The organism is Paenibacillus sp. FW126-R14, assembly GCF_058789495.1.
This window is the reverse complement of sequence record NZ_JBYTBS010000029.1, coordinates 1-16,103: the sequence shown is the minus strand read 5'-3', so window position 1 is coordinate 16,103 and position 16,103 is coordinate 1. Positions and strand designations below refer to the sequence as shown.

The 16,103-nt window shown below is 46.9% G+C and carries 11 protein-coding genes; 10 read left to right on the top strand and 1 reads right to left on the bottom strand.

The genetic code is table 11. The features are described from left to right. Positions 1 to 16: 16 nt before the first annotated feature. The 8 genes from AC3WRW_RS18520 to AC3WRW_RS18485 all read left to right on the top strand — a co-directional run bounded on the left by AC3WRW_RS18520 (position 17) and on the right by AC3WRW_RS18485 (position 11,046). Positions 17 to 952 (top strand): carbohydrate ABC transporter permease, encoded by a 936-nt coding sequence (locus AC3WRW_RS18520; protein ID WP_492547781.1) that lies wholly within the window; start codon positions 17 to 19, stop codon positions 950 to 952. A 107-nt stretch (positions 953 to 1,059) separates the two neighbouring features. Beyond that, positions 1,060 to 2,742 (top strand): ABC transporter substrate-binding protein, encoded by a 1,683-nt coding sequence (locus tag AC3WRW_RS18515; protein WP_492547780.1) that lies wholly within the window; start codon positions 1,060 to 1,062, stop codon positions 2,740 to 2,742. A 155-nt stretch (positions 2,743 to 2,897) separates the two neighbouring features. Further along, positions 2,898 to 4,697: a sensor histidine kinase gene (locus tag AC3WRW_RS18510; protein ID WP_492547779.1), complete on the top strand. Its 1,800-nt coding sequence runs from the start codon at positions 2,898 to 2,900 to the stop codon at positions 4,695 to 4,697. Next, on the top strand, positions 4,690 to 6,291 hold the full coding sequence (locus AC3WRW_RS18505) for a response regulator (RefSeq protein ID WP_492547778.1): 1,602 nt from the start codon (positions 4,690 to 4,692) through the stop codon (positions 6,289 to 6,291). Before AC3WRW_RS18510 ends, AC3WRW_RS18505 begins: the two co-directional genes overlap by 8 nt. A 125-nt stretch (positions 6,292 to 6,416) precedes the next feature. Next, positions 6,417 to 7,766, top strand: a complete 1,350-nt coding sequence (locus AC3WRW_RS18500; RefSeq protein WP_492547777.1) for an ABC transporter substrate-binding protein — start codon at positions 6,417 to 6,419, stop codon at positions 7,764 to 7,766. 15 nt (positions 7,767 to 7,781) lie between these two features. After that, a complete protein-coding gene (locus AC3WRW_RS18495) occupies positions 7,782 to 8,666 on the top strand; it encodes a carbohydrate ABC transporter permease (RefSeq protein ID WP_492547776.1) in 885 nt (294 codons plus the stop codon). Between the two features lie 52 nt (positions 8,667 to 8,718). Further along, on the top strand, positions 8,719 to 9,525 hold the full coding sequence (locus AC3WRW_RS18490; protein WP_492547775.1) for a carbohydrate ABC transporter permease: 807 nt from the start codon (positions 8,719 to 8,721) through the stop codon (positions 9,523 to 9,525). 243 nt (positions 9,526 to 9,768) lie between these two features. Continuing rightward, entirely contained in the window at positions 9,769 to 11,046 is a 1,278-nt protein-coding gene (locus AC3WRW_RS18485; protein ID WP_492547774.1) for a hypothetical protein, read from the top strand. Positions 11,047 to 11,188: 142 nt separating this feature from the next. Here the strand turns inward: AC3WRW_RS18485 and AC3WRW_RS18480 are convergent, their stop codons facing one another. Then, positions 11,189 to 12,379 (bottom strand): YibE/F family protein, encoded by a 1,191-nt coding sequence (locus AC3WRW_RS18480; RefSeq protein ID WP_492547773.1) that lies wholly within the window; start codon positions 12,377 to 12,379, stop codon positions 11,189 to 11,191. A 194-nt stretch (positions 12,380 to 12,573) separates the two neighbouring features. On the opposite strand from AC3WRW_RS18480, the gene AC3WRW_RS18475 reads away from it, so the two are divergent. Together AC3WRW_RS18475 and AC3WRW_RS18470 are read left to right on the top strand one after the other, a co-directional pair. Beyond that, on the top strand, positions 12,574 to 13,608 hold the full coding sequence (locus tag AC3WRW_RS18475; RefSeq protein WP_492547772.1) for a HupE/UreJ family protein: 1,035 nt from the start codon (positions 12,574 to 12,576) through the stop codon (positions 13,606 to 13,608). Between the two features lie 139 nt (positions 13,609 to 13,747). Then, a complete protein-coding gene (locus AC3WRW_RS18470) occupies positions 13,748 to 15,970 on the top strand; it encodes a fibronectin type III domain-containing protein (RefSeq protein ID WP_492547771.1) in 2,223 nt (740 codons plus the stop codon). Positions 15,971 to 16,103: the final 133 nt, after the last annotated feature.

Here is a 16,103-nt window from a genome sequence, read left to right as displayed (position 1 = left end):
GAAAGGAGTGGTTGGGATGATGACGGACAAGGTCCAGTCGACAGGCAGTCAGACAGCTGTCGTTAGTAACAGGGTACAGGAGTCCATGGGGGATCGTCTCTTTCTGGCGCTGACCTATTTTTTTCTAATCATTGTTTTACTCGTCGTACTCTATCCGTTGATTTACATTGTCAGTTCCTCCTTTAGCTCGCCTGCAGCTGTCTCCTCTGGCAAGGTGTGGCTGTGGCCAGTGAGTCCTACGATTGACGGGTATATGGCGGTGTTTAAAAATCAACAGGTCATTAGAGGCTATGGCAATTCATTTCTGTATACCTTGTGCGGCACCGCCATCAGTGTTGTACTGACGATTATGATTGCGTATCCTTTGTCCAAGAAATCGTTTTTCGGCCGCAGTCCGCTTATGATTTTTCTTACTCTAACCATGCTGTTCTCCGGCGGCCTGATTCCGACCTATCTCGTTGTAAAATCCATGGGCATGATTGATTCCCGTTGGGCGCTTCTCATTCCAAATGCCATTTGGGTGTGGCAGGTGATTATTGCGCGTACTTTCTTTCAAATGTCAATCCCGGAGGAACTGTCGGAAGCGGCCGAGATTGATGGGTGCAGCGATATTGGTTTCATTCGTCGTGTCGTGCTGCCGCTCTCCAAACCGATTCTGGCGGTACTTGCGCTGATGTATGCCGTGGGGCAGTGGAATGCTTATTTCGATGCGCTTATTTATTTGAAAAGCCAGCAAATTTACCCGCTGCAGCTTATTCTTCGCAGCATTTTAATACTTAATAATGCAACAACAAGCAACCTCGATGCGAGCGATATGGTGAAACGCCAACAAATGACCAATCTGATGAAATACTCGCTTATCGTGGTGGCTTCCCTGCCGGTGCTCATTATTTATCCTTTCGTGCAGCGGTTCTTTGTAAAAGGTATGCTGATCGGTTCGGTCAAGGGATAGGTCGCGGTTGAATGACTGCAAAGGGGTGATGCGTAAGTAAGGCAGGAAAGGCGGCAGTTATGTGCAGGCATTACAATGTGAGGTCATTTAAAAAGGAGAGGTGTCTTGTGAGAAAAACGTGGGGTAGTCTCATGGCAAGCGTATTTATGCTAAGTATGGTTCTGGCGGGTTGTTCGTCCAACGGCAATGAGGAGAAGACGCCGGTCAGTACAGAAGGCAGTACGGCTACGACAGCTGCTACGGCTGCTGCTTCGAATAAACCCGTAACTATTAAAGTATTTGCCCAACAAGATAAAGATACGGATCTGAAAACGAATAAGTTCACCAAGCAAATGGAAAGCAAATTTAATATTCAGTTCAACTGGACGACTGTTCCGTTTGACGGAGCTGCGGAGAAGAGACAGATATCGCTCGCCTCCGGCGATTATCCGGATCTGTATCTGCTTATTCCTTGGGTGGATCGTTTCTCGCAAACCGACCTGTTGAAATATGGGCAGCAAGGCGTTATCGTGCCGCTGAATGACCTGATTGATAAATATGGCCCGAACATTAAGAAAGCGCTCGATGCCAATAAATACTACAAGGCGATGAATACGGCTCCTGATGGTAAGATTTATGGTTTAACAGGTCTAAATGAGTGCTATCATTGTTCCTATCCGAATAAAATGTGGCTCAATACCAAATGGCTGGATAAGCTCAATCTGCCAATGCCGAAAACGTCGGACGATTTTAAAAAGGTACTGGAAGCGTTCAAAACAAAAGATCCAAATGGCAATGGCAAGGCGGACGAGGTACCGCTGAGCGGTTCCACGGAGCCATATGGCGTGCATGTAATTCCTTACTTTATGAATGGATTCATTTATGACGACGATCGCTCGTACCTTGTAATGAAGGATGGCAAAGTCGATACGGCGGCAAATAAGCCGGAGTGGAAGGAAGGACTGGCGTTTGTTCGTTCCATGTACGCTGAAGGATTAATTGATCCGGGCGCCTTTACACAGAATGCGGAAGCATTCAAGAAAATCGGCGATAATGCCGATGTGCAAATTCTAGGTGCGGGAGCCGGAATGCACCCTTGGATTTTTGCCGAGATGGCTGCGAACGCACCGTATGTGAAGGACTACAATCCGGTTCCTCCGCTGCAAGGTCCAAAAGCAAGTTTTGCAACGTACAACTATCCGATTGATCCGGGCGCAACCTTCGTCTTGACGAATAAAGCAAGCAAAGATGTGCAGATCGCTTCAATTAAAATGTTGGATTACCTCTATACGCAAGAAGGCGCAATTGGCGGCATCTTCGGCGAAGAGGGCAAAAGCTGGCGGAAGCCGAAGGACGGCGATGTTGCGCTGAACGATCAAGTGAAACCGCTGTACGCCACCATTCCGCTGGCGAAAGGGGAACTGCCTCGCAACGACCTGTGGGGTCCGATGGCACAGTACAACCAATACAAAGGACTGCGCGATGCGGAAGTACAGGACACGAACATCTATGGAACAGGTTACGAGCGTCGTTTGTTCGAAGCGACAAAATTGTATGACGGCAAAGAACCGAAGGAAGTATTTCCGCACTGGGCGCTCTGGGTAGACTCGGCGCATGCGGATGAAATTAGCATGATGCAGACAAATATCAAGGATTATATTGATAAAAATGCGCTTCAATTCGTCACTGGAGCGAAGAGTCTGGATAAGGACTGGGACGCGTATGTCAAGGGACTCGATGCGCTGAACATCAAGAAGTACATTGAACTGATGCAAGCTTCGTACGACTCTTCTACAATTAACAAGAAGTAGCTAAAGTGAAAAGCACCTACCTGCACGCAGCGAGCTGCGGTTGGTTGGTGCTTCTTCCTTTGAAATTAAGCGGCCCGAAATTTCCATGTGAATGCCTATTATTTACCTTCCCTGATGTAATAAACTAGAAGTACTTCGTTATAGGGGGCCAATCATTGAAAAAACTGCTGCTTCTATACAACAATCTGGTCATTCGTCAAAAAATACTAATCGTTTTTTTGCCGATTATCGTGCTTCCCCTTTTAATTGTGGTATTTACTTCGAATTATATTTTCTCCCAGTCGAACATACAGAAAACGAAGGTGAACATTTCCGGCGAATCCAGCATTATCGTGACGCGCATTCAAAGTATTTACAATAACGGCGAAACGAGCGCGCGCGTGCTCATTAAGAACATCAATAATATTTATCATGAGCTGAGCAGCGAAAGCACGACTTCCTTTAATAGCGTGAAGCTGCGCAACCAGCTTTTGAATGAGTTTGACTTTAATCTTCGTGCTTTTAAGGATATTGAGTCCATTGTGTTCATTGATACCCACGATAACTTTTTTGTATCGGACAATCGGTTGGAAAACAATGCGAAGCTCGCGCTGCAAAGCGATATGGTGAAGCTCTTAAAGCAAGACGGCATACCAAATAATGAGTGGTTTCCGATGCAAATTCGCAATTATCTGGTGATTGACGAGAAATTGCCTGTACTTACCATTGGAAAGCGAGTCGTGGACATTGATACCGGCCAAACGCTGGGCAGCCTGATTTTGAATATCAAAGAATCGACGATCTCGAGCATTTTCCCCAGCGATGCCATGAAAGGCGAAGAAGGCTATTATATCGCCGACAGCAGCGGTTTTATCGTTTCCACGAAGGTGGAGGCCAATCTGCTTCATGTTATCGGGAATGAGCAGCTCCAAAGCTGGCTGAGGACGGGGGGAGACGGCGCTTCTATCAATTTGAAAATGAACCAGTTCCGTTATCTTGTGATGCAAAAGCACATCCCTGAGTTGAACTGGGTGCTCTATAAGCAGATGCTCGTCCATAATCTTAATCAGGAGACCTATACGAATTCCATCACAATAGTTATTGTCGGGGTACTCTGTATTCTTATTGCGGTTATTGGCTCTTATGTACTATCCCGGCATATTGCCAAGCCCATTATCGGCCTTACCAAGGTAGCCAAGCATATTCGCGAAGGCAATCTGCATTTCACTTCTAACATCCATTCTGTGGATGAAATTGGTATCTTGGCCAAAACCTTCAACGATATGATCGGCACGATCAACGAGCTGCTTCATAAGGTGACGTTTGAACAGAAGAAAAAGCGGGAGTACGAGTTTGCTCTAATGCAAGCGCAAATAAAACCGCATTTTCTTTATAACACGCTCGATTTAATTTTTGTGCTTTGCGAACGGGGGCGGATCGAGTTGGCGGCGGATACGACGAAGGCCTTGGCTGATTTCTACCGGGTCTCTCTTAGCCAAGGCAAAGAGATTATTCCGATAGCCCAGGAAATTAAAAACGCGGAAGACTATTTATTTATCCAAAAGACAAGGTATTCGGATATAGTCGATTTTAACTTTGACATCGATGAGGACATCAAGGATTACCCGATTATGAAGCTGACCATTCAACCGCTGATTGAGAACGCGATTTATCATGGTTTAAAGCCAAGGCTTTGCCGGGGGCTGCTGCTGCTGCAAGGGATGCTTGACCATGATCATATTATTTTGAAAGTCATTGATAATGGAGTGGGGATGACAGAGGAGAAGCTGGCCCAAGTCACTGCCCATATGAATGCGCTGTCACCGCTCAAATCGTTCGGACTGAAAAGTGTCAATGAGCGGTTGAAATTGTATTACGGCGAACGTTACGGCATTGCAATTCAGTCGTCACCTGAAGCGGGGACGGCAATTACGGTTACAATTCCCCGGAAGAAAGAGAGTTGGTTCCATGATTAGAGTGTTGATTGCCGATGATGAGCCGGAATTCAGACAATACGTGGTGGAGCTCGTTGATTGGGCCAGCTATGGCTTTGAAATTTGCGGAGAGGCCCGCACGGGTGTGGAAGCCGTTGAGTTAGCGGCAGCGAAGCATCCGCATATCGCACTGCTGGATATTAATATGCCGGTGATGGATGGCATTACAGCCGCAGAAACGCTGAAGGGCAGCCATCCCGATCTATATATCGCGCTTGTCACGGGCTACAGTGAGTTTGAGTATGCACGTAGAGCGATTAAGCTGGGTGTTGAGGACTATGTCCTAAAACCGTTTCGCAAAGATGAGCTGCTCAGCGCCATGCTGAAATTCAAGCTCAAGATTCACAAGCAGGAAGAAGATGCGATGCAGGCGAAGGACGAGGCCTTTTTTGCAAAGGAGAGCTTGCTGAACGCACTGATTACCGACGGTTATGAGACCGTTGAAGACGAGTTTTTGCGATTTTTCAAAAAGCAGGGTACGAATGTGGAGGCAAGTTATTTTCTTGTAGCCGCCATAGAAATCGATCAACTGTTCCAGTTATGGCTCAAGCCGCATGACATTTCTCTATGGCGGTTCGCCGTCTCTAACGTGCTGGGCGATCTCCATTCGCCAAGCGCGAAGCATATGATTTTCAACGGGCCGGAAGGCAGAATTATTTCGATTCATGGGGTGGACAGTCAGGAAGAATTGAACTCCCTTAATCTTCGGATATATGAACAGCTGTGCGACTATGCGAAGAAATATTTCCGGTTTACCGTTACGGTTGGACTCTCGGGCTCTGTCCGGCATTTGCGGGATATTCGCAGCGCGTATATGGAAGCGGCGATCGCATTGCAGCATAAATTAACAATTGGCGTCGGACGTTTCATTGAATATCGCAGCCTACCCGAAGGCGGGAATAGGCAAGGCTATTATCCATTGAAGGTGAACGAAGAACTGCTGTCCGCACTGCGAAGAAATGACCTGGAAGAAATCAGGGGTTCCTTGCAGAAGATGAAAACGTTTATTGCCGCTAACGGCACCTCGGTTGATTTTACCTATGCGATGCTGATGAGCGTAGTTTCCCTGTGCTTGTCGCATATTTCAGAGCTCGGAGGCGACATTGCAGAGATTCTAGGGGAGGATTTCAAGCCTTTCCAGCATATTAAGAAGATTACTTCGCTGGACGAGTCTTTTGCATGGGTATCCCTGATTTATAGTAAAACGATTCAGTACTATAGTGTTCAAAAGCTGTCTCGGATGCAGGCTATCGTAAAGGAGGCGAAGGCGTATATCGACGCGAATTACGCGGATGCGGATCTTGGGGTAGAGCAGGTTGCGCAGTATTTGCATTTGGATGCCAGCTATATCCGGAAAGCGTTTGCCAAAGAGCTAAAACTCAATGTCACGGAGTATTTGACAGGGGTGCGTATGCGGCAGGCCAAGCAGCTGATGGATACGGCGGATATGAAGCTGCAAGAGTTGTCGGAGCGGGTTGGCTACACGGATGCAGGGTATTTCAGCAAGGTGTTCAAGAAATCTACCGGCGTCTCGCCTAGCGAGTACATGGGGAAAAAGGATGGGAGCGAAAAATAAGATTGGCACGAAAAGTACGGATGGAAGCCCGTTCTATCCCTTCATGAGGCAGGGCGGACATTTTATAATAAGGCCATGACATAGCGCTATGTACATCATTTACCTATACAATTAGGGGGATTTCTATGCAACAACGTAAATGGAAACAAGCGTCGCTCGTTTTACTTGCCGGAGGCTTATTGGGAGCGACAACCGCCTGTGGCAACTCAGCATCTACGACAGAAACACCGGCTGCAAGTCATGCGAGCACAAGCAAAGTTGCTGACGACCTGCAGGTCACGTATAAGCTCATGACCCATTATTCCAACGACAGCGAAAAGCTGCCGGTCGACCTGGCTATTGCTGAAATGAAAAAGAAGTACCCGAATGTTACCATTGCCGCTGAAGCCATGGCAAATGATAACGGCGAACAGTTGAAAACGCGAATCGCGACCGGCGATCTGCCGGATTTTATTGATGTTAACGGGCAAACACTTCCAAATGTGGTCAAATCGGGAAGCATTTTGACGCTTGACAGCTTCTTTTCCGCTAATCCCGAATACACCAATAAACTGGCGCCGAATATTGTTAGCAATCAGCTGAAATATACGGATGGTCACATTTACACGTTTCCGCGCTCAGGTCCGTCTGTGGATGTCATCTTTTATAATAAGAAGCTTTTTGAGCAAAACGGTGTGAAGGTGCCGACGAACTATCCGGAGCTGCTGGCGGCGGTTAAAACCTTTAACAGCAAAGGAATAGTGCCCATCGCTACCTTTGCGAAGCAGGCATGGCCGATTGGCGCATTTTTCGATATCTTCGCGATGCGCGGAAATCCCGAGGGGATGATGGCGTTATCCAAAGGCACAGCGAAAGCGTCCGATCCCGGCTACACCGATGCGATTAACAAGATGGCGGAACTGATTAAGGAAGGTGTATTCCAAAAAGGTGCCGTGACGGCCGATTATGATACGGCAAGAGCCTTATTCTATGGGCAAAAGGCGGCAATGCTGATCAATGGGGAGTGGGAAATTCCAGACTCCGTGAAAAATCTCGGCGACGATGCCGTCGATTTCATGGATGTCTTCCCTGTGACGGATCCTGGCCAAGAGGGCGCTAACAAGCTTGCGCTGCCGGGCGGCTTTGAGATGAACGGGTTCGCGGTTTCCAAAAATGCGAAAAACCCCGAGTTGGCCGTTAAAGTGGCTGCCGCTTTTACCCAAGCTTATCAAGAAATAACGTTTAGAACGACGGGGAACACGATGACAACAATAAAAACCGAAGGGTTGAAGACTGACAAGCCGCTGCCGAAAATGGCGGTTAAATTGCTGAAGGTCAAAGATCAGTACATGACGAAATCGCAGGTCGAGCATTCGCTGCCGAATCAGAAGTTTGCAGCGGCGTTTGGCGAGGAGCTGCAGCGTTTTGTAGCCGGAGAGCCGGCTTCCCTCTTTATCAGCAATACCGACAAACTGATTGAAAAGTTTAAGGAATAAAGGTGTGGAGCTACTATGAATGCTATACGAGGTCAGGCGAAAGCTGTCTTTGTTTTTACATTTCCTGCCCTAGCGCTGTTCACTATCATCGTCGTCTATCCGCTTCTTCAAATTTTCTACCGGAGCTTATTCGAGTGGGATGGCATTACGGTTGGCACTTTCATCGCTTTGAATAACTACCGAAATTTGCTGCAAGACAGTCTTTTTTATACTTCTTTGAAAAATGGTCTCATCTTCGCTGCCATCCTGACAGTTTTTCAGCTCGGGATTGGCACTGTACTAGCTTTAGCGCTGCTCAATAAAAAGCGTTTCGGTCGCAACCTGCTGCGCCGTGTCTACTTTTTGCCTGTCGTACTCTCGGTTTCGGTCGTATGCCAATTGTGGATCTCGATGTATAATCCGATGTTTGGGCTGATTAATAAAGTGTTCGAAGCGCTGCATCTCACTTATCGTCAGGATTGGCTCTCCAGTCCGGGGCTGGCGTCCATCATTGCAGTGACGTTAGTTTCATCGTGGCAATATCTAGGCTATCAATTTGCGTTAATTTATGCGGGAGCTAAGTCAATTCCGGAGCAGTATTTCGAAGCTGCTAAGATAGATGGGGCTTCAACGTTCGTGACGCATATGAAAATTACTCTTCCGCTTCTTTCGGAGACGTATAAAATGTGCCTGATCTTCGCTCTGGTCGGCGGGCTGAATGCTTTTGCGCATATGCAAATTATGACGAAGGGCGGTCCGGGAACGGCGACGTATACGCTGACTTACCTGATGTACCGCTCTGCGTTTGTCGTAAACGATTTTGGTTACGGCTGCGCGGTGGCCGTTATGCTCGTGCTGGAGTGCCTGCTGGTGACGTTGGTAGTGAATCGGTTGATCGCAAGGGATAAAATCACGTACTAGAGAGATCGAGGATAGAGGTGCATCATTGGGAAAGTTGTTAGGTAGAAACACTGTGTTAGCAGCGTTTTTATGGGGATATGGCATCGTGTCGGTCTATCCGATTCTATATATGGTGTTCTTCTCGTTGAAAAATAATAATGAAATTTTCTTTGCGAATCCGTTAGGTATTCCGTGGCATGTCCGATTTGAAAATTATGAAAAAGCGGTTTCGGCTTTTAATGTCGTTGAGTTATTTAAAAATAGCGTAATTGTTGCCCTTCTCTCCATTGCCGGCATTCTCGTTTTATCGCTGGGCTTCGCATATGCCACTGCCCGTTTGCAATGGCGTTTCCGCCATACGGCATACGCCTATCTTATGCTTGGTCTGTTTATCCCGGTTCAGGTCATAATGATTCCGTTGGCGATTCTGGTCAAAGATTTGGGACTTGCGAATACGCATTTTTCATTAATCGTACCCTATACGGCTTTTAATCTCGCTTTCTCATCGCTGATTTTTTACGGATTCTTCCGCACGATTCCAATGGAGATTGAAGAGTCGGCGTTCATGGACGGCGCAGGGATCTACCGCACGTTTGCGCAGATTATGGTGCCGCTTGTGAAGCCGTCCATTGCAACGGTCACGATATTCGCTTTTTTAAATATTTGGAACGAGTATCCGATGGCGCTCATTCTGGTTACGAACGCCCATCTGAAAACGTTGCCAACCGGTCTCATTTCATTTGTGGGCCAGTACTCCACCGATTGGGGGGCGATGGGAGCAGCAATGGTGATGGCCAGTCTGCCGACGATTCTCGTCTATTTGCTGCTTAGCGAACAGGTTGAGAAAGCGCTTACGGTCGGCTCGGCGGTGAAAGGATAGCGAATTGGCACAATCCGCAAGCGCTGGAGATGCTTCCAAAGATTGGAGCCGCGTGCCGAATCTACAAGAACCCCAAGAAAATTGTCCTGTTTCTTTCCAATGCTTGCCTGTAAAATCCATTCAGTCCGCCAAACGACCTTCTTATAATAGGTGTAGTCGACGAGAGGAAAGAGGTGAGAGATTGCATCACAAGGCTCGGAACGTCATGTCACGCATGACCAATTTGTTACAGGAGGTTTTCTCATGAAGAAATCGAAAGTGCTTACTGTCTTGCTTGCTGCATTATTTATGACGGCGCTTCCCCTGCAAGGATTTGCCGCAAATCCCGTGATGACGATTAATCTCGGGCAATCCACGGGTGCGCCGCTGCATGGCGCTACAGGTTTTTTGTATGGATTAAAGGACAGTACGACGTTAGACGATTCGCTCCTTACCGGACTGAACAGCTTGGATATGACCGGACAGATGGCGCCAGGCGGGCTGCAGCATGCCGGTGGAGATGCCTTTAAGGTCTCGGATCAATGGTTCCGGGCAGGCGGTAAATTTGTGCAAATTTATATGCAGGATATTTACAAGGATTGGCCGTATCCTACGCGGGATATGACGGATTACTTGGCGAAGGTAACGACGATCGCGAACCAGGTCAAGGCACACAAGGATCGCGCCAAGTTCCTTTATGTGCCGTTCAATGAACCCGATTGGATATGGTACGGGACGTCCGGTACAAAGCTGAACGATTTCAAAAACGATTGGAAGACCGTGTTCCAAAAAATCCGTTCAATTGATTCGACTGCCAAAATCGTCGGTCCGAACTTTGAACATTATAACAGCGCAGCGTATCGCGACTTCTTCACTTTTGCCAAAGCGAATAATGTCCTTCCAGACTATACGAGCTGGCATGAGCTGGATGATACCGTGTCCTCATGGTACAACAGCTACAACGATTACCGGAAAATCGAGGATGATCTCGGCATCCCTGACCGTCCGATCACCATTAATGAATACGGTAAATCCACTGGCGAGCTGGGGGTTCCAGGCAAGCTGATTCAGTACATGGCGAGATTCGAAAATAGCAAGGTGCACGCGGGGCTTGCATTCTGGCAGCCGGAGGGAAGGCTGGATGAGCTTCTGACCGCCAGCTACCAGAAATCCGGTGCGTGGTACATGTACCAATGGTACGGCGGGTTTACCGGCAACACGATTGCGGTTACACCGCCCAGCCAAAATGGCGCGATGCAAGGGGTAGGCTTCTATGACAGCGGAAGAAAGCTCTCGGCAACCATATTCGGAGGAGGCAGCGGCAGTCTGGACGTGAATATGACGAACATTCCGGCAGCCTTGCAAACGAGCGGGAAGACAACAATTGAGGTGTGGGCCGTCGATAACTCCAACGGGGGCACATCGCCGGGCACGTACCGGCTATCGAGAGCAGCTTACACCGTGACGAACGGAGCAGTCACAATTACGGTTAACAACATGAACGCACAATCGGCTTATCAAATCGTCATGTTGCCGAATTAATACGAAAGCTGAGAAACATAAATCTTCATAGAAATTCAAATCAATTCTGAAACAAAAAAAACGGAGCGCTGTGAAATTGCGGGCTCCGTTTTTTTTGTTGATTTTGGTATATCACATTTATAAAAGCAAACACCAACAATCCCTACAAACCAGGCATCGTTTCCTGCCTTTCCAAATGCTGAACCGACTTTTGCTCGAACTTTGGAATAAGGACCGAGGATATATACGCCACGATAGGTACAGTCAGCACGACTCCCATGCAGCCGGTTATCCCTTGAATCACTTCGATCGTCACCATATTCATGTTGGCCAATTGAGTAAAAGACACTTTCATGGCATAGAGCACCATCAGCGTAAAGAGCGTAGTGCCTGTGAAGGCAAGAAGCAGGGTATTCGCCATTGTGCCCATCATATCGCGGCCAATATTGATGCCCGATACGAACAGTTCTTTTTGGCTAAGATTACGGTTCGTCACATACACTTCATATACGGCTGAGGCGATAGAGATACCTACGTCGATAATGGCACCGAGGGTAGCGAGCATAATTCCCGCAAATAACAATCCTTTGAGCTGCATGCCCGTTTGCTGGGCAACGACAATCAAGACTTCAACTTCTTTCGTGTTGTATCCTGAAATTTGGACTAATTCACCGAAGATGTAGGCAAAGATGCCGGAAATAACGACGCCGATCATTGTACCAAATATAGCCGCCAAAGATTTCGAACTCCAACCGTTCAATAAAAGCAAGGTGATGCAGGTTATCAGCAGACCGACCACCACGGATGCAAAGATGGGAGAATAGCCCCTGTACAGCATCGGGATAAATAGATAAAAAATAAAAGCAAACGTACACAGGATGCCTGCGACCGACTTCAAGCCCTTTTTCCCGCCAATCGCCCATAGAACAGCAAAGAAGAGCAAAATCATGAAAAATTGCAGCGAGGCTCTGTAATAGCTGTATACGGTTACCTGATAATGCTTGGGATCGGCGGAGTCGACGTTCACGATGATGGTCTGATTGGCTTTGGCAAGAACGTTTAAGTATACGCTTAAATAGTTTGTAATGGTGTGAACCTCGCCTTTATGTTCCCCGGAAAGAATTTTGATCTCCAATTCTTGATAGCCGTGCAGCACGCCTTCGTCTGTCGAATCTTTCGCCAAATCTTCGTGGATGACCCTCAATACTTTTGCCTTTTCATAGCTTGCATAAGAGGTTCCTCCTTGTTCGTTATACGTTTTTTCGGGAAGCTGGTTAAAAAAATACATAAAGACAGAGATAAGCAATAGCACTGCTATGAATAGAGCCGTTCTTACCTTACTGGATGCGAACATACGAAACCTCCATGGCATTTTTTGTAAAAAACACTTATAAGCTATCCTATCAAATGAATGTTAACGCGTTGTCAATGAAACTAGTAACAATGGATAAAATAGCTTTTTTACAAAAAGAAAAAAAACTTACGCATCTGCTCAAACATTGAAGAAGTAAAATATTCCCAAGTAAATCTATTTTGGGAGGAAATGAGATGAGTAAAAAAAGGATATTGCTGATCGTGTTCATGTTTGCGCTGTTCGGTATGTGTACGCCCGTTTCATTGGCTCATGGCAATGCCAGCTTAGCTTATTCGAATATTTCATTAGAGAATGGAAAAATCAAATATGTATTACAGATTGATATGTATGATCTCAGGGTAATTGCAACCCCGAACGATCCGGACATCGGCATCTCGACGCCGGAAACGTTAAATCGGTTCGTTAACAGCTCGAAAAAGGAAGTGGAAACTTATTTGCTGTCCAAAATTAAACTTTATGCGGATAGTTTGCCGCTTGAAGGCAAGATGACGGGGCTTCGGACCATCGACCTGGAGAATGAGGCTCAACCGTTTGCGGAGGCGGTATTGGAGTATCCGGCAGGAAGTATCCCGGAGCATTTTGTTTTGAACTATGACTTGGTTTTTGATAACGACCAATGGCATATCAATTATGTAACGTTCTCGCTAGGCAAAATACAGCAAAGCGCCGTGATCGTTAACGAACTGCGGGAAATTCAATTGGGCAGCATGAGTTTTGGACATGCCGTTCAACGATTTTTCCTGCTAGGTTTGGAGCATTTATTGACAGGTTATGTGTATATTTTGTTTCTGCTAGGCCTTCTCATAGGGGTCGGTTCTGTAAAACAGCTCCTTGCCGTCGTGGCCGCATTTGCTGCCGCTCATTCCTTGGCCTTAATTTTGGCCGGGTTGCATGTTGTAACGCCGCCTGTATTATTAATAAAATCTATCATTGCGCTTAGTATTTTGTTCGTCACCTTGAACAACCTGTTTAACCGGAATAAAAAATATATGGTCGAGTTTGCCATTGGTTTTGGGCTGATTTACGGGTTCGGCAGTGCGGAATTATTGTCGGGAATGAGGGCGGATAACGGGCTGAATACTTCATCTCTTTTTGCATTTGCTATGGGCATAATAACCAGTCTGCTCCTGATGGTGATGGTTATGTATCCAGCAATCCATCATATTCGAAGATTCAATTGGGCTAAACGCATTCGAATATCGCATTGAAATGCGGGTTCCAATTATTTACAAACAATTCACGAGATTGAGTCTTTCTTTTAACAAAAGTTTACTATGATAACTATCAGAGCCTTCATGAAAGACCGCGCGGGTGAAGGTGATAATAGTTTAGGGAGGATTATGTTGAATGTTTAGTTCATTTAGTCTGAAGAAACGTTCTACCAAAATCGGTATTTTGGTTATGTCCGTATTGGTAGCATTACCCCTGTTGTCCGATGGATTCGCAGGCTACGGAAACATAAAACCGGTAGGCATAGTCAGCGCAGATGCAGCTACATACATTCCTAAGGACATAGCACTTAATCCCGGCACGGATGCAACTGAACTTCGTCTCACCTGGTATTCTTCCATTAATCCGGTCGCCAGCATCGTCCAAATGGCTAAGAAATCAGATATGACTGACACGAACTTCCCCGCTGCAAAGGCAGTAACATTTACTGGAACGGTTTCCCCAGCAGCTACAGTCGGAACGACGCTCTATTATTCCAATAAAGTAACGGTTACTGGTCTTCAGCCTTCGACGCAGTATGTGTACCGTGTTGGCGACGGTAATGATACAAATTGGAGCAAAGCATATAACTTTAATACGCAAAGAACCGATGAGTTCAGCGTCATGTTCGTTGGCGACCCGCAAATCGGCGCTTCAGGCAGTGTGACTAAGGATACGGAAGGCTGGACAGACACCTTAAATAAAGCGGTTGCAAAATTGCCTAACCTTAGCTTTATTATGTCTGCAGGCGATCAGGTTGAGCATGCGACCACCGAAGCGGAATATGACGCGTTCGAAAGCCCTGACGTTCTTCGCAGCTTGCCGGTTGCAACTACCGTCGGCAATCACGATACCAATGTCAATTACAAATACCATTTCAACCAGCCGAATGAGTCTACCAAATACGGTGTAACCAATGCCAGCGGTGACTATTATTACACGTATGGCGATGCGCTATTCATGGTTTTGAACACAAATAACACGAACGGAGCTTCGCACGTACAATTCATGAAAGAAACGGTTGCTGCCGTGCCTAACACGAAATGGAAGTTCGTCACGTTCCACCATGACATTTACGGTGCCGGACCTCACTCTACGGAAGCTGTGATTACCGGCTTAAGAGCCGCCCTTTTCCCGACGTTTGACGAATTGGATGTCGATATGATCTTCATGGGTCATGACCACTCCTATGTCAGAACGTATGTGATGAAAGGCGATATTCCGCAGAAAAATCAGCTGATCGACAGCGAGGGACGAGTCGTCAACCCGACAGGTGCGACGTACCTTACAGCCAACTCGGCGAGCGGAAGTAAATACTACGAATTAATGACTACCCCGGAAATATATTCCGAGGTCAGAAGCCAGCTAAAAGTTCCGACTTTCTCGACGATCAACGTTTCACCGTCCAGCGTTAAGATCAACACGTACAGAACGGATACAATGGCAGTGGTCGACACTTACTCTATGGTCAAAGATCACACGGCGCCAACCTATACGTTGACGGCGAACGGGGTACCTTTCGTTGACAGCACCGTATATAAAGACAACCAAACGGTTTCGTTCGAACTGAACACACAAGATCAAGAAACAAGTGTGGTCTCTCAATCCATCACGCTTGACGGCAATCCTTACACGAACGGAACGCCGGTCGATTTGTCCGGTAAGCTGGGCGTCCACAGCCTGAATATTACAGCGGCCGACTATGCCGGCAATAAGCTGGATACGACATTGAGTTTCAGTGTGGTAGCTCGGGATGTTGTCACGTTAAATGCGACATTAACCGGAACGAGCAGCGTCGGCGCAGGGCAGTCATTTGGACTGAACTATGGTTTAACCGGTGTGACTCAACCTTTCCTTGCTCAAGATCTGACCCTTACGTTTGATCCGGCGCAGTTCGAGCTTATCTCTGCCGAACCTTTAGTGAAAGATCAATTAACAGTGGTCACTTCCGAAAAAGCGCCTGGACAAGTTCGAATCCTACTGGCAAGCTTGGGCGGGAATCATGCGGTAAGTACGGATGGCGACTTCCTGAAATTGAACTTTAAAGCGAAATCGATCGCTCAATCGGCAGCCGGAACCGTCACGTTAAAGAACATTACGGTAGCCAACGCTAGTGGCGTGGAGACGCCGGCAAGCGGCGCTTCGCAAAACGTACAAATTACGGTAATCACGCGAGATCCGGGCGACTTGAACGGAGACGGCAAAGTGAGCATCGGAGATTTGGCTATGGTAGCAGCTTGGTATGGTAAAACGTCCGCCGATCCGAACTGGGAGCAGTACAAAATCGCGGATATGAATAACGATGGCATCATCGACATCACTGACTTAGCGGCAATAGCACAATTAATTCTTCAAAATTAAGCATTAAAAATAGCGGAAGAGGGCTGAACAGCCTTCTTCTTTTTTTTGTAGATAAGAAAGTATAAGTTTTATACTTTTGCTTCGCATCTACCTTGACAAACGTGCTCGTCCTGAAAGGACGACGAAGTCGTTT